18 protein-coding genes are annotated in these 19,747 nt (G+C 68.2%); 7 read left to right on the forward strand and 11 right to left on the reverse strand.

The features are described 5' to 3' along the window. Positions 1-23 precede the first annotated feature (23 nt). From ACP690_RS00145 to ACP690_RS00155, 3 genes are all read right to left on the reverse strand, one after another. Positions 24-773 carry a hypothetical protein gene (locus ACP690_RS00145; protein ID WP_426259780.1) on the reverse strand — a complete coding sequence of 250 codons (750 nt, stop codon included), beginning with the start codon at positions 771-773 and terminating at the stop codon, positions 24-26. Positions 774-1,052: 279 nt separating this feature from the next. Continuing rightward, positions 1,053-2,039, reverse strand: coding sequence for an NAD(P)H-dependent flavin oxidoreductase (locus ACP690_RS00150; protein WP_426260012.1), 987 nt, complete (start codon positions 2,037-2,039; stop codon positions 1,053-1,055). A gap of 29 nt (positions 2,040-2,068) precedes the next feature. Beyond that, complete coding sequence (locus ACP690_RS00155; protein ID WP_017980650.1) at positions 2,069-3,328, reverse strand: aspartate kinase; 1,260 nt, start codon at positions 3,326-3,328, stop codon at positions 2,069-2,071. Between the two features lie 53 nt (positions 3,329-3,381). On the opposite strand from ACP690_RS00155, the gene ubiG reads away from it, so the two are divergent. The 3 genes from ubiG to ACP690_RS00170 all read left to right on the forward strand — a co-directional run bounded on the left by ubiG (position 3,382) and on the right by ACP690_RS00170 (position 6,428). Next, a complete protein-coding gene (gene ubiG, locus ACP690_RS00160) occupies positions 3,382-4,143 on the forward strand; it encodes a bifunctional 2-polyprenyl-6-hydroxyphenol methylase/3-demethylubiquinol 3-O-methyltransferase UbiG (protein WP_426259781.1) in 762 nt (253 codons plus the stop codon). A gap of 159 nt (positions 4,144-4,302) precedes the next feature. Beyond that, a complete protein-coding gene (locus tag ACP690_RS00165; protein ID WP_244057354.1) occupies positions 4,303-5,712 on the forward strand; it encodes a hypothetical protein in 1,410 nt (469 codons plus the stop codon). Next, entirely contained in the window at positions 5,709-6,428 is a 720-nt protein-coding gene (locus ACP690_RS00170) for a polysaccharide deacetylase family protein (RefSeq protein ID WP_017980647.1), read from the forward strand. The genes ACP690_RS00165 and ACP690_RS00170 overlap by 4 nt, the downstream gene beginning before the upstream one ends. Before the next feature lie 371 nt (positions 6,429-6,799). On the opposite strand, the gene ACP690_RS00175 is transcribed toward ACP690_RS00170, so the two are convergent. The 3 genes from ACP690_RS00175 to ACP690_RS00185 are packed head-to-tail and all read right to left on the reverse strand — an operon-like array spanning position 6,800 to position 9,462. Then, a complete protein-coding gene (locus ACP690_RS00175) occupies positions 6,800-7,984 on the reverse strand; it encodes a glycosyltransferase (RefSeq protein WP_017980646.1) in 1,185 nt (394 codons plus the stop codon). 3 nt (positions 7,985-7,987) lie between these two features. Further along, positions 7,988-8,521: a DUF2141 domain-containing protein gene (locus ACP690_RS00180; RefSeq protein ID WP_043061156.1), complete on the reverse strand. Its 534-nt coding sequence runs from the start codon at positions 8,519-8,521 to the stop codon at positions 7,988-7,990. Next, a complete protein-coding gene (locus tag ACP690_RS00185; RefSeq protein WP_017980644.1) occupies positions 8,518-9,462 on the reverse strand; it encodes a hypothetical protein in 945 nt (314 codons plus the stop codon). The genes ACP690_RS00180 and ACP690_RS00185 overlap by 4 nt, the downstream gene beginning before the upstream one ends. Before the next feature lie 113 nt (positions 9,463-9,575). Between ACP690_RS00185 and ACP690_RS00190 the strand changes: the two genes are divergently transcribed. After that, positions 9,576-10,718 (forward strand): glycosyltransferase, encoded by a 1,143-nt coding sequence (locus ACP690_RS00190; protein ID WP_426259782.1) that lies wholly within the window; start codon positions 9,576-9,578, stop codon positions 10,716-10,718. A 6-nt stretch (positions 10,719-10,724) separates the two neighbouring features. Here the strand turns inward: ACP690_RS00190 and ACP690_RS00195 are convergent, their stop codons facing one another. Genes ACP690_RS00195 through pyrE form a run of 5 tightly spaced genes read right to left on the reverse strand, consistent with a single transcriptional unit; the run spans position 10,725 to position 14,523 of the window. Then, on the reverse strand, positions 10,725-11,789 hold the full coding sequence (locus tag ACP690_RS00195; protein WP_043061155.1) for an AI-2E family transporter: 1,065 nt from the start codon (positions 11,787-11,789) through the stop codon (positions 10,725-10,727). Between the two features lie 16 nt (positions 11,790-11,805). Further along, the gene (gene lepB / locus ACP690_RS00200; RefSeq protein ID WP_244057347.1) at positions 11,806-12,759 is read right to left on the reverse strand and encodes a signal peptidase I; all 954 of its coding nucleotides are present in this window, start codon (positions 12,757-12,759) and stop codon (positions 11,806-11,808) included. Beyond that, positions 12,756-13,166 carry a holo-ACP synthase gene (gene acpS / locus ACP690_RS00205; RefSeq protein WP_017980640.1) on the reverse strand — a complete coding sequence of 137 codons (411 nt, stop codon included), beginning with the start codon at positions 13,164-13,166 and terminating at the stop codon, positions 12,756-12,758. The genes lepB and acpS overlap by 4 nt, the downstream gene beginning before the upstream one ends. A 47-nt stretch (positions 13,167-13,213) precedes the next feature. After that, positions 13,214-13,945, reverse strand: a complete 732-nt coding sequence (locus ACP690_RS00210; protein ID WP_017980639.1) for a pyridoxine 5'-phosphate synthase — start codon at positions 13,943-13,945, stop codon at positions 13,214-13,216. Further along, a complete protein-coding gene (pyrE, locus tag ACP690_RS00215) occupies positions 13,942-14,523 on the reverse strand; it encodes an orotate phosphoribosyltransferase (RefSeq protein ID WP_024310309.1) in 582 nt (193 codons plus the stop codon). Before pyrE ends, ACP690_RS00210 begins: the two co-directional genes overlap by 4 nt. Positions 14,524-14,737: 214 nt before the next feature. Here pyrE and coxB point away from each other — a divergent pair, with 214 nt between their 5' ends. The 3 genes from coxB to ACP690_RS00230 all read left to right on the forward strand — a co-directional run bounded on the left by coxB (position 14,738) and on the right by ACP690_RS00230 (position 19,744). Further along, a complete protein-coding gene (coxB, locus tag ACP690_RS00220) occupies positions 14,738-15,889 on the forward strand; it encodes a cytochrome c oxidase subunit II (protein ID WP_408022265.1) in 1,152 nt (383 codons plus the stop codon). A 1-nt stretch (position 15,890) separates the two neighbouring features. After that, entirely contained in the window at positions 15,891-17,552 is a 1,662-nt protein-coding gene (gene ctaD, locus ACP690_RS00225) for a cytochrome c oxidase subunit I (RefSeq protein WP_043061152.1), read from the forward strand. Positions 17,553-17,995: 443 nt separating this feature from the next. Then, positions 17,996-19,744, forward strand: coding sequence for a DUF1800 domain-containing protein (locus tag ACP690_RS00230; protein WP_426259783.1), 1,749 nt, complete (start codon positions 17,996-17,998; stop codon positions 19,742-19,744). The last annotated feature ends 3 nt before the right edge of the window (positions 19,745-19,747 follow it).

Genomic DNA, 19,747 nt, shown 5'->3' on the forward strand with positions numbered 1-19,747 from the left:
CTTAGCCGCGCCTGCGCACCGCCTTATTGCGTGACGGTGCCGGCATCGGCGAAGGCACTGGGGTCCAGTTTGAGGCGCGGATGCGCCGCCGGCGTCGCGGCCGGCACCGCCTGCACGACCAGCGGGCGCGGGGTGAACGGCGTCACGCTCGCCATCCGCGTCGCCGCGGCCTGTTGCGCGCGCCACGCGTCATAGGCCGCGTAGAAATCGGTGAACGGCTTTTCGAGCACGGCGAGTCGGCCGGCGGCGAAGGCGGGCAGGTCTGCGGGTGCGACGCTCTGCACGTCGGTCAGCGTCGCGGCGGCGGCATTGCAGAAGGCCTCATGCGCCGGCACCTGGCTGAAGAAATTGTAGAGCCGCGTCATCGCGTCGTCATAGCGGTCCTGCCAGTCGCCGCCGCCCGCCTTGAACTCGCCCGCGAGCCGCGTCTGCGCGGAGGCGAGCATCGCCTTCTGCGCCGTGAGCAGCGTGTTGTAGTCCGCCACGACCTGCACCGATTCGGGGCCACGGCAGGCGAGCGCCGCGACGTTCAATGCGGCGCGCAGGTGCCAGACCGCGCCGTCGGCGCTGAGGTTGCGATTCGGCGTCGCATAGCGGCCATCGGCCATCAGTGCGGGGATCGGCATGCCGACATAGGCGCCCTTCGGCATCGTCAGCGGCGCGGGGGCGGGCTTGGGCAGCGTCGCCACCACGGGCGGCGGCTGCACCCGGCGCGTCGCACAGCCAGCGAGCAGCGCCAGCACGGTCATGGAAATGGCAATCGAACGGCGCATCGTCCCGGCGTCCCTTTCGCCCCCCGGCGTGTGAGGGCGACTCTGCGGTCGGATGGTTAACGAAGCGTTAGCGGTGCGGTGAGCCGCGGTCGGGTTGGGATGGGGCGTGGTGCGCACTGGAGAGGCACCTCGTCTCTCCTCCGTCACCCCGGACTGGTTCCGGGGTCCACCGGGCCACACGGGGAAGGCAGGAGGCTCAACGCCATCCCCCTCGCCGCAGAGTGGACCCCGGAACGAGTCCGGGGCGACGGAGGGGTTAGGCCTATTGCATGGCCCCAATCACGCCGCCCGCTTGTCCAGCGCCGTGGCCGCTTCCGTCATCAGGCTGGCGATGATGTCCGCGATCGGCTCTTCCTTGGTCACCATGCCGACCGACTGGCCGGCCATGACGCTGCCGTGCTCGACATCGCCGTCGATCACCGCGCGGCGCAGCGCACCGGCCCAATAATGTTCGATCTGCAACTGCGCCTCGGCCATCGCGACGCTGCCTTCGTCCAGGCTCTGCGCCACTTCGCGCTGCTTGGCGGTGAACAATTCGCCGCCGGCGTTCTTCAGCGCGCGCACCGGGATCACCGGCAGGCGCGGGTCGATCTGCACGCTCGCCACCGCGTCGCGGGCGCTGGCGCGAATGAACGCCTTCTTGAAATTGGGATGCGCGATCGATTCGGTTGCGCAGACGAAGCGCGTGCCGAGCTGCACGCCCGCGGCCCCCATGTCGAGATAGCCCGCGATCGCCTCGCCACGACCGATGCCGCCAGCGACGAACACGGGCACCGATTCGGCGATCTCGGGCAGCATTTCCTGCGCGAGCACGCTGGTCGAGACGGGGCCGATATGGCCGCCCGCCTCCATGCCCTCGATCACCAGCGCATCGACGCCCGACCGGATCAGCTTCTTGGCGAGCGCCAGCGTCGGCGCGAAGCAGATGACCTTGGCGCCGCTCTCCTTGATCGCTTCCAGCGACCCCTTGGGCGGCAGGCCCCCGGCGAGCACGACATGGCCGACCTTGTGCTTGGCGCAGACCGCGATCAGGTCGAAGAGCGCCGGGTGCATCGTGATGAGGTTCACGCCGAACGGCTTGTCCGTCAGCGCCTTCGTGCCCGCGATCTCGGCATCAAGCAGTTCGGGCGTCATCGCTCCGCACGCGATCACGCCGAACCCGCCGGCGTTCGACATGGCGGCGACGAGGTTGCGCTCGCTGACCCACGACATGGCGCCCGCCATGATGGCGACCTCGCTGCCGAGGAACGCGGCGCCGCGCGCCATGCGGCGCGTCAGGCGCTCTTCGCCGACGCTCACGCCGCCGCCTCTGCGTCGAGGCCATAGGCCGTATGCAGCACGCGCACCGCCAGCTCGGTTTCATCCTCGTGGATCAGGACCGAGACCTTGATCTCGCTGGTCGAGATCGCCTGGATGTTGATCCCGCGCGCGCCGAGCGTCGTGAACATCGTGCTCGCGACACCCGCATGGCTGCGCATGCCGACGCCGACGACCGAAATCTTGGCGACGCGCGTGTCATGGACCAGCTCGCCGAAGCCGATCGCCTCGCGCCCCTGGTTCAGCGCCTCGAGGCTACGCGCGAGGTCCGCGGACGGCACGGTGAAGGTGACGTCGGTCGAACCGTGGTTGTGCGCGATATTCTGGATGATCATGTCGACGTTGATGTTCGCCGCCGCCAGGGGCTCGAAGATCGCGGCCACCGCGCCCGGCTTGTCGGGGACGGATGTCAGCGTGATCTTCGCTTCGTTCTTGTCGTGCGCGATGCCGGTGATCAGCTGGCGTTCCACGTCGTCAATCTCCTCTTCGCCGACGATCATCGTGCCGGGCAATGTATCCGCCATCGGCGCGTCCTCGCCCGTGAAGGACGAGAGCACCTGGACGCGGACCTGTTCCTTCATCGCGAGGCCGACCGATCGGGTCTGCAACACCTTCGCGCCGACGCTGGCGAGTTCCAGCATCTCTTCGTACGTCACCTTGGCGAGTTTCCGCGCGCGCGGCACGATGCGCGGATCGGTGGTGTAGACGCCATCGACGTCGGTGTAGATGTCGCAGCGGTCCGCCTTCACCGCCGCCGCGACCGCGACCGCCGACGTATCCGACCCACCGCGCCCCAGCGTCGTGACCCGGCCATCCTCAGACCGGCCCTGAAAGCCGGGGATCACCGCCACCTCGCCCGCCGCCATGCTGGCGAGCAGCGCGTCCGTCTCGATCGTGCCGATCCGCGCCTTGGCGTGCGCATCGTCGGTATGGATCGGCAGCTGCCAGCCGAGCCAGCTGCGCGCCTGCACGCCTGCCGCCTGCAAGGCGATCGCCAGCAGGCCGCTGGTGATCTGTTCGCCCGCGGCGACGACGACGTCATATTCGCGTGGGTCGTACAGCGACGAGGCTTCGCGGCAGAAGCCGACCAGCCGGTCCGTCTCGCCCGCCATCGCCGACACGACGACCGCAACCTCGTTGCCCGCCTCCACCTCGCGTTTGACGCGCGCCGCAACGCTCCGGATGCGCTCGATCCCGGCCATCGACGTGCCGCCGAACTTCATCACGATACGTGCCATCGCGTCTCGCCAAACTCCTTGGGTGAAAGGGTGCGCCCTGATAGGTAGCGGCCATGGCAAGCGCAAGCAGCACGATCGATCCCTCCGGCGGCGTTACCGGCGCCACCACCATCGACCCCCGCGAGGCCGAGCATTTCGGACGCATGGCGAAGGACTGGTGGGACCCCAAAGGCTCGTCGGCGATGCTCCACAAGCTCAACCCGGTGCGGCTGCGCTACATCAGGGCCGCGATCGACCTGCATTGGGACGGTGACGACACCAGCTTCACGCCGCTCGCGGGCAAGTCGGCGCTCGACGTCGGCTGCGGCGCAGGACTGCTCGCCGAACCGCTCGCACGGCTCGGCGCGGCCGTCACCGGCATCGATGCGGCGGCGGAAAATATCGCGGTGGCAGAAGCGCATGCGGCGCAGAGCGGCCTCGCCATCGATTATCGCGCGACCGGCATCGAACGCATGTCCGGCCGCTTCGACCTCGTCACCAGCCTCGAGGTCATCGAGCATGTCAGCGACCCCGCCGGCTTCGTCCGCGGCCTCGCCGAAGCCCTGAACGACGACGGCCTGCTGATCCTCTCGACCCCCAACCGCACCCCGCTCTCCCGCCTCGCGCTCATCACGCTGGCGGAAGGCACCGGCCGCATCCCGCGCGGCACGCACGATTGGGACAAGTTCCTGACCCCCGAAGAGCTCACCGACCTGCTGACCCGCGCCGGCCTGACGGTGACGGACGTGACGGGGCTGAGCTTCTCGCCCGCAACCGGCTTCACCTTGAGCGATTCGACCGCCCTCGACTATTTCGTGACGGCGAAGCGCGTCTAAGTCCTCCCTCGCTTCAGCGGGGGAGGGGGACTGCGGCCGAAGGCCGTGGTGGAGGGGGCGTTTCCACCAACACGACGCCCACCGCGTCCTCCCCCCTCCGTCACCGCTATCGCGGCGCCACCTCCCCCTGGCGGGGGAGGAATGATAACGGGGCGGCCCATGCCACTGTTCACCAACCCTCGTTTGCGGCTGCCCCTGCTGATCCTCGTCGCCATCGCGGCACGGGCGCTGACGTTCGGCAATCCGGTCGTCCATGTCGACGAGGAATTCTATTATTTCACCGGCACCGCGCTGTGGCACGGCCTGCTGCCGTTCGTGGATGTATGGGACCGAAAGCCCGTCGGCCTGTTCCTCCTCTACGCCCTCCCCGCCGGCCTCGGCTTTCCCGCCGGCATCTGGGCGTATCAGGCGATGGCGCTCGCCAGCCTGGTCGCGACCGCGGCGCTGGTCGCGCGCCTTGCGACCCGCGCCGGATTCGCCGCCGGCGCCACCGCGGGCGCGCTCGCTTATATCCTGTGGTTCGACCTGCTCGGCGGGCAGGGCGGGCAATCGCCGGTCTTCTACAATCTGCTGATGGTCGGCGCCGCGCTGCTCGCACTGCGCGGCACGCGGCGCGCCGGTCTCGCGGCGATGGCGCTGGTCGGCGTTGCGCTGCAGATCAAATATTCGGTCGTGTTCGAGGGGCTGTTCCTCGGCCTGTGGCTGCTCGCCGACGACTGGCGCGCGCGCAAAAGCCCCGGCGGCCTCATCGGATACGGTCTCGCTTTGGTTGCCCTAGCGATGCTGCCCACCGCGCTCGCCGCCGTCGCTTATGCGGCGATCGGCCAATGGGACGCCTTCGTCTTCGCCAATTTCCTGTCGATCTTCCACCGCAACCCCGATCCGCTCGGCGAACTCGCCGGCAACCTCGGCCAGATCGTCCTCGTCATCTCGCCGATCGTCGCGATCGCCAGTCTGGCGCTGCACCGGAGCGCGATGACGCGCGCGCGCCGCTTCGTCGCACTCTGGCTCGCTGCATCGATCGCAGGCGTGATCGTGTTCCGGCCGTGGTTCGACCATTACAGCCTGCCCGTTCTGCTGCCCGCCTGCGCCGCTGCGGCGGGCCTGCTGGGGCGCGACGACTGGCAGCGCTGGCGCACACCCGCCCTGCTGCTGACCGCTGCGCTCGCCGGGCAGATCGTCGTGGCCGTCCAGCGTGACGGGCGCGGCCAGCCACGACAATTCGCCCAACTCACGGCAGCGGTGGGGCGTGGGGCCGGTTGTCTGTATGTCTATTCGGGCAATCCTATGCTTTATGCCGCGACGGGGCGCTGCATGCTGTCGCGCTACGTGTTCGGCAGCCACCTCAACCGGCGCCGCGAGGCTGGCGCGATCGGGATCGACCAAGATACCGAAATCCGCCGCATCCTCGCCGCTCGTCCCGCCGTCGTCGTCATGCGCCCGCCCTATGGCGGCGAACGGCCCGAAGCGCGCGCGGCGGTGATGGCGGCGATGGCCGCCGACTACGCCCTCGCCGCCGCACTGCCGATGGGCAACGAGACGATCAGCGTCTATAAACGGCTGCGATGAAACGCCTGTTCGCCTCGATCCACGACGTCTCGCCCCGCTTCGAGGGTGAGGTCGACCGCCTGCTCGACCATCTCGCCCCCCATGTCGGCCGCCGCCTCGCGATGCTGGTGGTGCCGGACCATTGGTCGAGCGCGCCGATCACGCCGGCCTTCGCGACGCGCCTGCGTGGCTGGGCGGACGAGGGCATCGAGATGTTCGTCCACGGCTGGACGCACCGCGACGACAGCGCCCACACCGGCGCCGCCGCCTCGCTGAAGGCCAAGCACATGACCGCGGGCGAAGGGGAGTTTCTGGGCCTCAGCCATGCCGAGGCGCTGATCCGCATGCGCCGCGGCAAGGCGTTGGTCGAGGACATCACCGGCCGCGCCGCCACCGGCTTCATCGCGCCGGCCTGGCTGTATTCGCAGGGCGCGCGCGCGGCGCTGAAGGACGCCGGCTTCGCGTTGGCGGAGGATCATGCGCGGGTGTGGCAGCCCGGCGGCGAGGTCGTCGCCCGCGGGCCGGTCATCACCTGGGCCAGCCGAAGCCGGCCGCGGCAGTTGAGTTCGCTGTTCGCCGCGGGCGCGCTGCGGCATGTGCTGCAGCCGACCAGGAATGTGCGCATCGCGGTACATCCGGGCGACACCACCGTACCGGCGCTGATGCGCAGCATCACGACGACCTTCGCGGCATTCGGGGGACACAAGCCAGCCGCTTATGCGGAATTGCTAGGCTAACCCCACCCACCCCGTCACCCCGGACGTGTTCCGGGGTCCACCGAGCCACAAGGGGGTGGCAAGAGGCTCGAACCGCCCCCCTCGCCGCAGAGTGGACCCCGGACCAAGTCCGGGGTGACGGTGAGAGAAGATCGCCTGCTCAGGCGCCAAACGCGAGCCAGCGCCCTTGGCGATCACGTCGGACTGATCCAGCATGCAAGGCATACGTCCGCGGTCGACGCGAGTCGTTCGACAGCCCTCCACCACCCACCCCGTCACCCCGGACTTGGTCCGGGGTCCACCGGGCCGCAAGGGGGCGACAAGAGGCTCAAACCGTCCCCCTCGCCGCGGAGTGGACCCCGGAACAAGTCCGGGGTGACGGGGGAGAAGCCTCAGGCGCTGCGCCGCATCCCGTCCTTACGCGCGATCACATCGGCGTAATGCGCGACCAGCTCCGCCGCGTGCTGCTCGTCGGTGCGCACCTTGCCCGCCGCGACGCCGGCCGCGCGGCGCACCACGGCGCGGTCGCGTGCCAGCATCCGCAGGATCGCGTCGGCGCACGAATGCGCGTCGCGCTGGGCATAGACCTCGGCGAACAACGGCTCGGCGATTTCCGCGGTGCCGCCGCCATCGGGCACGATCAGCGGCGTGCCGCTTGCCAGCGCCTCGGCGGGCACCAGCCCGAACGTCTCCGTCCCGCAGCCATGGATATAGGCGTCCGCGCTCGCCATGATCGTCGCGAGGCGGCGGCGGTCGTAGACCGGGCGGAACAGACGGATGTGCGGATTGGCGCCGATGTGCCGTTCCAGCGTCTTGGTATCCATGCCCTGGCCCAGGATGACGAGGCCGACCGGCGCCTGCGTGCCGACGCGGCGGACCGCGTCGATCACCGTCGGCCAGCGCTTTTCGGGATGGTGGCGCCCGACGCCGAGCAGCAGGTGTGCGTCCGCCGGCAGCCCGCATTGCTGGAGCAGCGCGACGCGGAGCGCCTCGTCGCGCAGGCTGGGCGAGAAATGCGCGCGCTCGATCCCCAGCGGCATCGTCGCATCGACGCGCACGCCGCGCGCGCCCAGCTGCTTGGTCAGCGACGGGCCGTTGGTGACGATCGTGTCGTACTGGTCGAAACAGTGCGTCAGATAGCGATCGTACCACGAAAACGCCCGCTCGATCCGCGGCGCGGAGGCGAAGGTCTTGAGCCAGCGCTTCGGATAGGCTTCGACATTGTCGTTGTGCAGGAAGAACGAACGGATCGCCCGCCCCTTCCACTGCGCGACGATCCAGGCCGAGCGCCACGGTGAGCAATTCTCGACGACGTCGGGGTCCAGCGCATCGAGCCGACGGTGGATCGGCTCGGCATCCCAGAACAGGCCGTAATTGGCGTCGAACGGCATGCCCGGCGCCTTGATATAGTGGATCGCGCCGCCGCCGGGTCGTTCCTCGATCCGATCCTCGCGACCGGGGGCGAGCACGATCAGCTCATGCCCCATCGACGCCAGCACCTCGATCTTGCGATCGATATAGGTGCGCACGCCGCCGCCGGTCGGCGAGTAGATCTCGTTGACGTCGACGATCCGCATCGCTCAGTCGCCCTTGACCGGGCCGAACCCGCCCAGGCCGCGCAGATATTGCATGCGGACGGTCCGCTCCACGGTGCCGCCGCCGACATCGATGATCGCCTGATCCACCTTTGGCCGCGACATGCCGAGCTTCCCCGTGCCGACGAAGCCGGCACCGTCCTGAAAGAAGTTGAACTTGTTCTTGCCGTCGCGGTCGTGCGTGACGAGCAGCGCATAGCGGCCGGGGCGCGGCACGCGGATGCAGACGTTGACCGGGCCGCTGCCCGGCGTATTCGCCCAGACGCGGCGGAAGGTCTTGCCCTCGGCGACGAGATTGTCGTCGTCCTTCAGGAAATCCGCTTCGGTCGCCGGATACAGTTCCAGCTTAATGCGGCCCTTGCGGTCCTTCAGGCCCGTCACCTGCACCAGAATCGCCGACCCGCCGCCGGCGCTGCACGCCGCGGCATCGCTGCCCAGCACCTGCGCGCCGGCCGGCGTTGCCGCCATCAGCAGTGCCACGGCGAGGATCGCACGCTTGGTCATATCCGGCGTCTTCATACCCGTTTCCTGGTCGCGAGATGGTAAAGGCTGAACCCCAACACAAGCACCGCATGCAGCAGCAGCACGGCGGCGGCGGTGAAGGCGATCAGCTCCGACAAGGCCTGATCTTGCCCGATCATCAGGATCGCAAAATTGGCGAAAAGGAGGTCCTTGTTGGGCAGCAAAGGCAGGCGCGAGAACAACATACGCCCCGCCGACAGGAACACCCAGATGCCGAGCGGCACGCTGGGCATCGCCAGCGCCCAGGCCAGCGCCAGGAAGAACGCCCCGCCGACGAGGCGCAGGCAGTGGATCCCGAACACCGCCCACAGGTCGGCGCGCGGCAGCGAGAACACCTTCCGCGAAAAGATCAGGAAGGGCAGCGACGTGCCGAAGATCACCGCGAGGCTGCCGTAGACGTAGCGGACCATGTCGTGCGGGATCAGGTTGCGCCCGACCGGCAGTGCGATCGCGATCATCGCCAGCGTCACCGCATTGCCGGCGATCGCCGACAGGATCGACACGTCTTTCACCGCCCCGAACGGCGCCGCGACCAGCTGCGCGCGCTGGCGGGCCCAGGCGTAGAAATAGGCCTCGCCCGAATAGCCCATGACGACGTCGTTCGAGATGCGCTTCTTGTTGAGCGCGACGAAGCCCGCCGCGGGAATCCGCCACAGCCGGTAGAAGATCCAGTAATCCGCAAGCGGCGGGATGAAATACAGCGCCAGGAATGCGAGATAGAACCACGGGCTGTGCGGCGTCGCCCGCTCGAGACCGTCCAGCCCCGAGCTCAGCAGCTCGTGCGCGAGACCGCCGAGCATGGCGAGCGTCACCAACCCGCCGATGATCGCCGGCCAGCGGCTGCGAATCGTCTTCAGGGGCTGCAGCCCGTCGATATCGGAGGAGGAGGACGGTTCGGTCTGGTCCGGGAACCCGTCTGCTTTATGATCGATCTGCACCCAGTGGTCCGAACATGAAGGTGGCGCGATGTAGCCGGCAGCGCGCCGACTTGCACATGAATTCCCTTTCACTGTCGTCTCGGGCAGCAATATGGCAAGAGGCGTAACGAACCATGGCCGCGACCCACATCCTCACCTACGCGCAGGACCTGGCCGGTGGCGGCGTCGAGCGTGCGCAATTGCGCCTTGCGCGCGGCTGGCTGGCCGCCGGACGTCGCGTCACGCTGGCGATCGGCGATGCCAGCGGACCCTTGGCGTCCGAGATTCCACCCGGGCTGGAGATCGTGCCGCTCGGCAATCGCGGCTATCTGACGCAGGCGCGAATCGCCGACTGGGTCCGTAAACATGACCCCGATGTCATTTTCTGCGGTGGCAGCCATTACACGTTGGTCGCGGCCTGGTTGCGCTGGCGGCTGGGTGCGGACTGCCCGCCGATCATCGGCAAATTATCCAATGCCGTGACGCGCGGCGACCATGGCCGCGTCGCGGATGCCGCGCATCGGCTGTGGCTGGCGCAGCATGGCCGGTTCCTCGACCATCTCGTCGCGATGACGCCCGCCACCGCGGCGCAGGCCGCGCGCCTCACCGGCATGCAGCGACGCACCAGCGTGATCCCCAACCCGCCCGCACCGCGGATCGTCGATCCGACTGCGCCGGCGATCCCGCTGCCGCCGGGCCGCGTCGTGCTGGGCGTCGGTCGCCTGGTGCCGCAGAAGCGCTGGGACCGGCTGATCGCCGCCCTGCCGCTGATGCCCAAGGACGTGCAGGTCGTGATCCTGGGCGAAGGCGAGTTGCGCGGGGCGCTGGAGCGGCAGGCGCGCGAGGCGGGGCTGGCGAACCGCGTCCACCTGCCCGGCCATGTTGCGGACCCGATCGCGGCGATGGCGGCAGCCCGCGTGCTCGCGCTGCCCTCCGATTACGAAGGCGTGCCGGGGGTCTTGCGCGAATCGCTGTCGGTGGGGACGCCGGTCGTGTCGACCGCGTGCAGCCCGTCGGTACGCGAGATCGTGTCCTCGCCCGCGTTCGGCACGGTGGTGTCGGCGGACGACCCCGCCGTCTTCGCCGCGGCGCTGACCCGCTGGCTCGATGCGCCGCGCCCTGATCCGGTCGCGCAGCCGGGCAGCGATTCGGCCGACCGCTATCTCATGCTGTTCGATCGACTGGCGGGCGAAGTCCGCACCAGCCAGAAGGCGCGGCGCGGGGCCTATACCGGCGCTGGCACGTTACCCGTGCCGGCGACGCAGCCGCTGTCCTGATTGGCGTCAGCCCTCGGCGGTGTCGTCCCGCTCCGATTCGCGTTCGGCGCTGCGCTCCAGCGCAGTCTTGACCATCGCGGTCATCGGGTCGGCCAGCGCCAGCCCCAGAATGCCGAACAGCGCGCTCGCCATGATCTGTGCGCCCAGCGTCAGCGCCGGCGGCAGATCGACGGTCTTCTTCGCGACGATCGGCAGCAGCACATAGCCGTCGAACCCCTGTACGATCACATAGGTGCCGATCGCCCAGAAGCCGACATGCGTGCCCGCCGAAAAGCCCACCGCGATCATCAGCGCGCCGCTGATGAAGGCGCCGATATTGGGGATGAAGGCGAGCAGGCCGGTCAGGATGCCGAGGATCATCGCCATCGGCACGCCACCGATCGCCAGCGCGGTGCCGGTCAGCACGCCCTCCGCGACCATGCCGAGCAGGCGCCCGGCGAGCAGGCGACGCAGCGTCTTGCCCATGCGTTCGAGAACGGTCGCGAATTCGGCGCGATGATCGCGCGGCACCATCCATTCCAGCCCGCGCTGGTAGGTGCGCGGGTCCATCGCGACGAACAGGCCGATGACGATGATCATGAACATCGTCGTCAGCGCACCGAAGGCGGTGCCGACCCACGAGGTGATCCGCCCGACCGACGACAGCGCCTGTTTGGCGATGCCGCTGACGTCGGACGCGCCGGGCATCAGCCCTTGCGAACTCAGCCAGCTCGCCGCGCGATTCGCCTGCGTTTCCAGCGTCGAGCGCAGCTGCCCGAACTGGTCGGCGACCTGCACGCCGGTAAGGTAGAAGGTGCCGATCAGGAAGGCGATCGTCAGCAGCACGACGATCAGCAGCCGCCAGCCACGCCCGATCGGAAGCACCTTGCCGAGCAGCCGCACGCCGCCGTCGAGCAGCGCCGCGAACACGAGGCCGGCGAAGATGATCAGCAGCGGCTGGACGAGAATCACCGCCAGCGCGATCGCGCCGGCGAGGCCCAGCCAGACGGTCGCGCGCTTCAGCTCGCGCCGGACGAACGGATCGCGCAGCTCATTGGGGCTTGCCTCCCGCGTGAGCGGCGCGTCCGTCATCGTGATGGTCCTTGCGTCAGTGGGTCTGGGCGGGATGGAGCGACAGGCCAGCCCGGCCCGAACGCAGCGATCCCCACCAGGTCAGCGGGTTGAGTGTCGCATCGCCGTCGAGGCTGAAGGTCAGGAATTCCGCACGGCCGCCGAGATTCTCATACGGCACCGGCCCGCCCAGACCCAATTGGGTCAGCGGGAAACGGCTGTCCGCCGAGCGATCGCGGTTGTCGCCCATCAGGAAGACATGGTTGGCCGGAATGGTCACCGGGCCATAATTGTCGCCGGGGCTGTCGGGTTCCAGATCGACCGTGTCGTAATGGCGGCCGTTCGGCAGCGTTTCGGTGACGATCGGCAGGTGGCATACCTCGCCCTTGCCCCCCGGCGCCGGGCGCTTGGCACCATAATAATCGGTCTCGCTGCACGGGCTGTTGGTGTCGACCGGAATGTCGACATAGTGGAGCGGCCCGCGTGTGATCGGCTTGCCGTTCAGGATCACCGTGCCGCCACGCACCGCCAGCGTATCGCCGGGCAGGCCGATGACGCGCTTGATGTAATCGTTCTGCGTGCCCGGCGGCGTCACGATGACGACATCGCCGCGCGTTGGCAGGCTGCCGAACAGGCGGCCGTGGATGAACGGCAAGCCGACGCTCCAGCTTTCCTCAGGCCGGCGCAGCACCAGCCCCTTGAAGATCGCGACCGGGTTGGGGATCGTCGGCGAGACGAACGACCAGCCATAGGCGAATTTCGACACCACCAGCCGATCGCCGACACGCAGGCCCGGCAGCATCGATTCGCTCGGGATATAGAACGGCTTGGCGACGAAGCTGTGGAAACCGAGCACGATCAGGACGAGCCAGAAGATGCCCTTCACCTCGCCCCACCAGTCTGTCGTCTTCTTGGGCGACGCCTCGGCAGGCGGCGGCGCTACCGTCCCGTTCTGAGCGGACTCGTTACCGTCCAACACCGCTTCCTTCATGCTCTGGGGTCCGGGATCGCCTCGATGATCACAAAGGCCTGCGCCCAGGGATGATCGTCGGTCAGGGTCAGATGTACATGCGCGAGGTGGCCCTCGGGGATCATGGCGTCAAGCCTGTCCTTTGCACCGCCGGTCAGGCTGAGCGTCGGCGCGCCGGAGGGGGCGTTGACGACGCCGATGTCTTTCATGAACACGCCCGCCTTGAAGCCCGTGCCGACCGCCTTCGAAAACGCTTCCTTGGCGGCGAAGCGCTTGGCGAGCGTGCCGGCCTTGGTAAACGGCCGCTTCGCGGCCCGCGCGCGCTCGGCATCGGTGAAGACGCGGGTTTCGAAGCGATCCCCAAACCGGTCGAGCGACTGCTGGATCCGCTCGATATTGCACAGGTCGGAGCCGAGGCCGACGATCATGACCCCATTCCTCCCCGCGCTGCGCGCGGAGAGGAATGGGGCAGCTCTCACCCACGCGCGGCATCCATGTCCTCGCGCATCCGCCGCACGGCGCCGTCGAGGCCGACGAACAGCGCCTCGCCGATCAGGAAATGGCCGATGTTGAGTTCGCGCACCTGCGGGATGGCGGCGATCGGACCGACATTGTCGAAGGTCAGGCCATGGCCCGCATGCACCTCGATCCCGTTCTTCGCCGCCAGCGCCGCGGCGTCGGACAGGCGGCGCAGCTCGGCGGTGCGCGCCTCGCCGTCCAGTTCGGCGTAGCGGCCGGTGTGCAACTCGACGACCGGCGCGCCGAGGCGGATCGCCGCATCGATCTGCGCCGCATCGGGCTCGATGAACAGAGAGACGCGCACCCCCGCCTCGCGCAGCTGCGCGACGATGGGCGACAGGCGCTCGAACTGCCCCGCCGCGTCGATCCCGCCCTCGGTCGTGCGTTCCTCGCGCTTTTCGGGGACGATGCACGCCGCGTGCGGGCGGTGCTTCAGCGCGATCGCGAGCATTTCGTCGGTCGCCGCCATCTCCAGATTGAGCGGCACGGTCAGGCCGGTCGCGAGCCGCGCGATATCGTCGTCGGTGATGTGCCGGCGATCCTCACGCAGATGCGCGGTGATGCCGTCCGCCCCCGCCTCGACCGCCAGCAGCGCCGCCCGCACCGGGTCGGGATACCCCGACCCGCGCGCATTGCGCACCGTCGCGACGTGATCGATGTTGACGCCGAGACGCAGATGCCCGGTCATGCCGCCCGGCTCCCCGGCTTGATCGCGGGGATCGCTTCCAGTTCGGGCGGCAAGGCGTCGGGCTGGTAGGTCGGCACGTCGAGCCGGATCAGCGGGAAGAAAGGCACGTCGAACGCCGCCTTGCCACCCGAACGGTCGACCAGCGAAGCCATGGCGATCACGCGCCCGCCCGCCGCCTCGATCGCGGCGATCGCCTCGCGGCTCGACAGGCCCGTGGTGACGACGTCCTCCATCATCAGCACCTCCTGGCCCGGCTCCAGGCGGAAGCCGCGGCGCAGTTCGAACGTGCCGGTGGGACGCTCGACGAACATCGCCTCGACGCCCAGCGCACGCGCCATCTCATGGCCCGCGATCACGCCGCCCATCGCGGGGCTGACGACCGCGCTGATCCTAGCCTTCAGTTCGGCGGGAATGCGCTGCACCAGCGCGTCGGACAGGCGGGCGCCGCGGCGCGGGTCCATCAGCACGCGCGCGCATTGCAGGTAGCGAGAGCTGCGCAGGCCCGACGACAGGATGAAATGCCCTTCGAGCAGCGCGTCCGCGGCGCGGAATTCGGCCAGCACGTCGTCGTCGGTCATCGTCATTCGTCCCGCACAGGAAACCGTATCGTCGGCGCTCATAGGTACTCCGTCCCGCCCCCTCAAGCGCCCGGCCACCATAAACATGGGGGTAACGCTTGAGGCGGGGCGCCCTGCCGCGTATAGCCGTGGCAAAAGGGGTGCATTCGTGTGCCCATAACGGCCCGTTGCCGGGCGGGCGAGGGAACTGAACGGGGTGACGACACGCATGCGCATGAGGTTCAAGGGAATCGTGCTGGCCGCAGGGCTGGCGCTGACCGGCCTGGGGGCGAGCGCCGTGGCGCAGGCCCCCGCGTCGCCCGCTCCGCAAGGGGCCGCCGCCCCCGCGGGCGTGTCCAACATCGCCCCCACCACCGCCAACGCGACCGCGCCTGCGGCGCCGGAATCGCCTGCGCTCGCGATGGACGGCGCGCCGGCGATGACCGCCAAGCCCGGCGTCGGCCACCCGGTCGCCGGCCGCATCGGCCTGCAGCCGCAGGTGACGACCAATGGGCAGTTCGCCCACTGGTTCCACGATTCGATCCTGCTGCCGCTGATCATCTTGATCAGCCTGCTGGTGCTGGTGCTGCTGATCTGGGTGGTGATCCGCTATCGCCGCGCCGCCAATCCGATCCCGTCGAAGACCAGCCACAACACCGCGATCGAGGTGATCTGGACGCTGGCGCCGGTCATCATCCTGGTGCTGATCGCCGTGCCGTCGATCGGTCTGCTCCAGGCGCAGTTCAAGCCGGCTCCGGCGGGCGCGGTGACGCTGAAGGCGATCGGCAACCAATGGTATTGGTCGTATCAGTACCCGGATAACGGCGGGTTCGAAGTCACCGCCAACATGCTGAAGGAAAAGGACCAGGTCGCCAAGGGCGAGCGGTTCCGCACCGACGCCGACGGTCCCCGCCTGCTCGCGGTCGACAATCGCATCGTGCTCCCCGTGGGCGTGCCGATCCGCCTGATCACCACCTCGCAGGACGTGATCCACAGCTGGGCGGTCCCCGCCTTCTGGATCAAGCTGGACGCTGTGCCCGGCCGCCTCAACGAGACGAGCTTCACGATCAAGGAACCCGGCCTGTACTTCGGCCAGTGCTCCGAATTGTGCGGCGCGCGCCACGCCTTCATGCCGATCGCCGTCGAGGCGGTGTCGCCCGCGCAGTTCGCCGCGTGGGTGAAGGCCAAGGGCGGCACGATGCCCGGCACCAAGGCGCCGTCGGACAAGGTGATCCCGCAGCCGGGCGCCGAAGGATCGGCGACCAAGCAGGCGGAAGCCAAGGCAGCCGACGCCGTCACCGGCCCGGTCACCAACGCGACGACCGCCGCCCCCACCACCTCGCAGGGTGCGACCGGCAACCCGGCCACCGGCAACGCGGGACAGTAAGATGACCGATACCGCCCTCCACCCCAACGCCTTCGTCGCGCACGACGATCACGCGCACCACGACGCGGACCACAAGCCGGGCTTCTTCGCCCGCTGGTTCATGTCGACCAACCACAAGGACATCGGCACGCTGTATCTGATCTTCGCGATCGTCGCGGGGATCATCGGCGGCGCGATTTCCGGCCTGATGCGCGCCGAGCTCGCGCAGCCGGGCATCCAGTATCTGGTCGGCTGGGCGAACTTCCTGCCCGGCGGCGACGGCGGCCTCGACCACGCGCTCCACCTGTGGAACGTGCTGATCACCGCGCACGGCCTGATCATGGTGTTCTTCATGGTGATGCCGGCGATGATCGGCGGCTTCGGCAACTGGTTCGTGCCGATCATGATCGGCGCGCCGGACATGGCCTTCCCGCGGATGAACAACGTCAGCTTCTGGCTGCTCATCCCGGCGTTCACGCTGCTGCTCGCCTCGCCCTTCTTCGGCGGCGCCGGCACCGGCTGGACGGTCTATGCTCCGCTGTCGACCTATGGCGAGCCGGGACCGTCGGTGGACATGGCGATCCTGTCGCTCCACCTCGCCGGCGCAAGCTCGATTTTGGGCGCAATCAACTTCATCACCACCATCTTCAACATGCGCGCACCCGGCATGACGCTGCACAAAATGCCGCTGTTCGTGTGGTCGGTGCTCGTCACCGCCTTTCTGCTGCTGCTCTCGCTGCCGGTGCTCGCCGCGGCGATCACGATGCTGCTGACCGATCGCAACTTCGGCACGACCTTCTTCGATCCGGCCGGCGGTGGTGACCCGATCCTGTACCAGCATCTGTTCTGGTTCTTCGGCCACCCCGAAGTGTACATCATGATCCTGCCGGGCTTCGGCATCGTCAGCCAGATCATCGCGACGTTTAGCCGCAAGCCCGTCTTCGGCTATCTCGGCATGGCCTACGCCATGGTCGCGATCGGCGTCGTCGGCTTCGTCGTGTGGGCGCACCACATGTTCGTCACCGGCCTCAGCGTGAACGTGAAGATGTACTTCACCGCCGCGACGATGGTGATCGCGGTGCCGACCGGCATCAAGATCTTCAGCTGGATCGCGACGATGTGGGGCGGTTCGCTGACCTTCAAGACGCCGATGGTCTGGGCGATCGGCTTCATCTTCATGTTCACCGTCGGCGGCGTCACCGGCGTCGTGCTCGCCAACGGCGGCATCGACGATTACATGCAGGACACCTATTACGTGGTGGCGCACTTCCACTACGTGCTCAGCCTTGGTGCGGTGTTCGGCCTGTTCGCCGGCTTCTACTACTGGTTCCCGAAGATGTTCGGGAAGATGTACAACGAGTTCCTCGGCCAGGCGCACTTTTGGGTGTTCTTCGTCGGCGTGAACGTGCTGTTCTTCCCGATGCACTTCTTGGGCCTGCAGGGCATGCCGCGTCGCTATCCGGACTATCCGGACGCCTATGCGACCTACAATGCGCTGGCGACGCACGGCTATGAGATCATGGCCGCGGGCATGGCGATCTTCTTCGTCAACGTGATCTATTCACTGATCGCGGGTCCGAAGGCGCCGGACAATCCCTGGGGCGAAGGCGCGACGACGCTGGAATGGACGCTGTCCTCGCCGCCGCCGTATCACCAGTTCGAGACGCTGCCGAAGATCGACTGACGGCGAGGGCAAGCGTTGCAAGCAAGCTTGCAACGCGGTGCGAGCGGCAAAACGCTCGCAGGCCTTCGGCCCGGCCGACGCGGCAAGGCCGCGATCGACGTCACGGGATTTAATCCCGTGACGGGCCAACGATAAAAGATGAAGCCCCGGAGAATTCCTCCGGGGCTTTTCGTTTGCCGGCCGCCCTCCCCGGATTTGGCGCGTGGGGGAAAGCATGGGGCGAACATTCCCCCGCGGAGCAGTGGACCCCGGAACACGTCCGGGGTGACCGAGGGAGTTGGGCGGCCTCCCATTCGTTACGCGTACGACCAATCCGGCTCTGTATGCGCCGACTTGAGGCCACACCCTGCTTATCCGTTAACACTTTGACACGTATGATGTCGGCGTCTTCGATACGTCGGCAGGTGGGTGCCGCCGTCGCGGGGGTGGGGACCGACAATCATATGCTGGACGCGGAACGGGCGGGCGCGGGGGCGTCGCCGGAAGACGTGGGCGACACCGGAGCGGGCGATGCGCCGACGCTGCCGATCGCCCTGGGCGGAGCGACGGGCGCGTCCGCCGCGCTGAAGATCGGCAGCGCGATCGCGCCCGCGGTGCTACTCGCGGCCTGCGGCGGCGGAGGCGGCGGGTCGACACCGACACCGACCGCATCGACACCGGTCGTCGTCACGCCCGCTGCGATCACCGCGACCCAGGCGAGCCGCTTCCTCGCGCAGACAACGATGGGGGCGACGCGCGTGATGATCGATACGGTCATCAGCCGCCGCTACGAAGGCTGGATCGACGACCAGTTCGCCTTGCCGCGCGCGACGTCGCACTGGGACTGGCTGGTGGCGAACGGCTATAACATCGCCGCCAACATCAATAGCGAGACCGGCTTCGACGCGACGATGTGGCGGCAGATGATCGTCGAGCCCGATCAGCTGCGCCAGCGGATCGGCATGGCGCTGCTCGACATGCTCGTCGTCGGCATCGGCGGCGTGAACCTCAACTGGAAACAGTTCGCCACCGCGGCGTATGTCGACGTGCTGCTGGACAATGCGTTCGGTAACTACCGCACGCTGCTGGGCGCGATCACCACCAACGCGGCGATGGGATCGTTCCTCACCTTTCTCGGCAATCGCAAGGCGAACACGACGACCGGCGCGCAGCCGGACGAGAATTACGCGCGTGAGCTGATGCAGCTGTTCACGCTAGGCCTCTACCAGCTCAACATGGACGGCAGCGTCAAGACGAACGGCGGCACCCCGCTGGAAACCTATGGCCCAGCCGACGTCAGCGGCCTCGCGCGCGTGTTTACCGGCCTCAGCCTGGCGAGCAACGTCAACACGACGCCCGATCGCTATCGCCAGCCGCTGGTGATGAACGCAACGATCAACGAAACGGGCAGCGCCACCTTCCTCGGTACCACCGTCAGCGGCGGCGGCACGGCGGCGGTAGACAAGGCGCTCGATACGATCTTCGCGCATCCGAACATCGCGCCCTTCGTGTCGAAACAGCTGATCCAGCGGCTCGTCACCAGCAACCCCAGCCCCGCCTATGTCGGCCGCGTCGCGTCGGTCTTCGCCAACAACGGCTCGGGGACGCGCGGCGACCTGAAGGCCGTGATCAAGGCCATTCTGCTCGATACCGAGGCGCGCAGCGACGACGCGTTGACCGGCACCACCGCCGGCAAATTGCGCGAGCCGGTGATGCGGCTCACCGCCTGGGCACGGCTTGCCAAGATCAACTCGGCGTCGAACGCCTGGGCGTTCGGCGACACGTCCAGCCAGTCCACCCGGCTCGCCCAATCGATGGGGCGCAGCGGATCAGTCTTCAACTTCTTCCGTCCCGGCTATGCACCACCCGCAACCGGGATCAGCAACGCCGGCCTCGTCGCGCCCGAATTCCAGATCACCAACGAACAGAGCGTCGTCGCCTACGTCAACTACATGCAGGGCCTGGTCGCCAACGGCACCGGCGACATGAAGCCCGATTACAGCGACCTGACCGCCAAGGCATCCGACAGCGCGGCGTTGGTCGATGAGATCAACGTCGTGCTGGCTGCCGGCCAGCTGAGCAGCGCCACCGTCACCGCGATCCGTGCGGCGGTGGACAGCGTCGCGACGACCGCGACCAACGCCGCGACCAACCGCGTCGGCATCGCCCTGCTGCTGACGCTCGCCTCCCCCGACTTCCTGACGCAGCGGTGACCA

This window comes from Sphingomonas sp. DC4900 (assembly GCF_049896485.1).
Taxonomy (GTDB): domain Bacteria; phylum Pseudomonadota; class Alphaproteobacteria; order Sphingomonadales; family Sphingomonadaceae; genus Sphingomonas; species Sphingomonas aquatilis.

Excerpts from the sequence above, each read along its gene's own strand:
- lepB (WP_244057347.1), bottom strand. The coding sequence starts at position 12,759 with ATGAAGGAAGCGGTGTTGGACGGTAACGAGTCCGCTCAGAACGGGACG.
- ACP690_RS00150 (WP_426260012.1), bottom strand. The coding sequence starts at position 2,039 with ATGGCGCGCGGCGCCGCGTTCCTCGGCAGCGAGGTCGCCATCATGGCG.
- ctaD (WP_043061152.1), top strand. The coding sequence starts at position 15,891 with ATGACCGATACCGCCCTCCACCCCAACGCCTTCGTCGCGCACGACGAT.
- pyrE (WP_024310309.1), bottom strand. The coding sequence starts at position 14,523 with ATGACCGACGACGACGTGCTGGCCGAATTCCGCGCCGCGGACGCGCTG.
- ACP690_RS00180 (WP_043061156.1), bottom strand. The coding sequence starts at position 8,521 with ATGAAGACGCCGGATATGACCAAGCGTGCGATCCTCGCCGTGGCACTG.
- ACP690_RS00175 (WP_017980646.1), bottom strand. The coding sequence starts at position 7,984 with ATGCGGATCGTCGACGTCAACGAGATCTACTCGCCGACCGGCGGCGGC.
- ACP690_RS00145 (WP_426259780.1), bottom strand. The coding sequence starts at position 773 with ATGCGCCGTTCGATTGCCATTTCCATGACCGTGCTGGCGCTGCTCGCT.
- coxB (WP_408022265.1), top strand. The coding sequence starts at position 14,738 with ATGAGGTTCAAGGGAATCGTGCTGGCCGCAGGGCTGGCGCTGACCGGC.
- ACP690_RS00210 (WP_017980639.1), bottom strand. The coding sequence starts at position 13,945 with ATGACCGGGCATCTGCGTCTCGGCGTCAACATCGATCACGTCGCGACG.
- ACP690_RS00230 (WP_426259783.1), top strand. The coding sequence starts at position 17,996 with ATGCTGGACGCGGAACGGGCGGGCGCGGGGGCGTCGCCGGAAGACGTG.
- ACP690_RS00195 (WP_043061155.1), bottom strand. The coding sequence starts at position 11,789 with ATGACGGACGCGCCGCTCACGCGGGAGGCAAGCCCCAATGAGCTGCGC.
- acpS (WP_017980640.1), bottom strand. The coding sequence starts at position 13,166 with ATGATCGTCGGCCTCGGCTCCGACCTGTGCAATATCGAGCGGATCCAG.
- ACP690_RS00170 (WP_017980647.1), top strand. The coding sequence starts at position 5,709 with ATGAAACGCCTGTTCGCCTCGATCCACGACGTCTCGCCCCGCTTCGAG.
- ACP690_RS00155 (WP_017980650.1), bottom strand. The coding sequence starts at position 3,328 with ATGGCACGTATCGTGATGAAGTTCGGCGGCACGTCGATGGCCGGGATC.
- ubiG (WP_426259781.1), top strand. The coding sequence starts at position 3,382 with ATGGCAAGCGCAAGCAGCACGATCGATCCCTCCGGCGGCGTTACCGGC.
- ACP690_RS00165 (WP_244057354.1), top strand. The coding sequence starts at position 4,303 with ATGCCACTGTTCACCAACCCTCGTTTGCGGCTGCCCCTGCTGATCCTC.
- ACP690_RS00190 (WP_426259782.1), top strand. The coding sequence starts at position 9,576 with ATGGCCGCGACCCACATCCTCACCTACGCGCAGGACCTGGCCGGTGGC.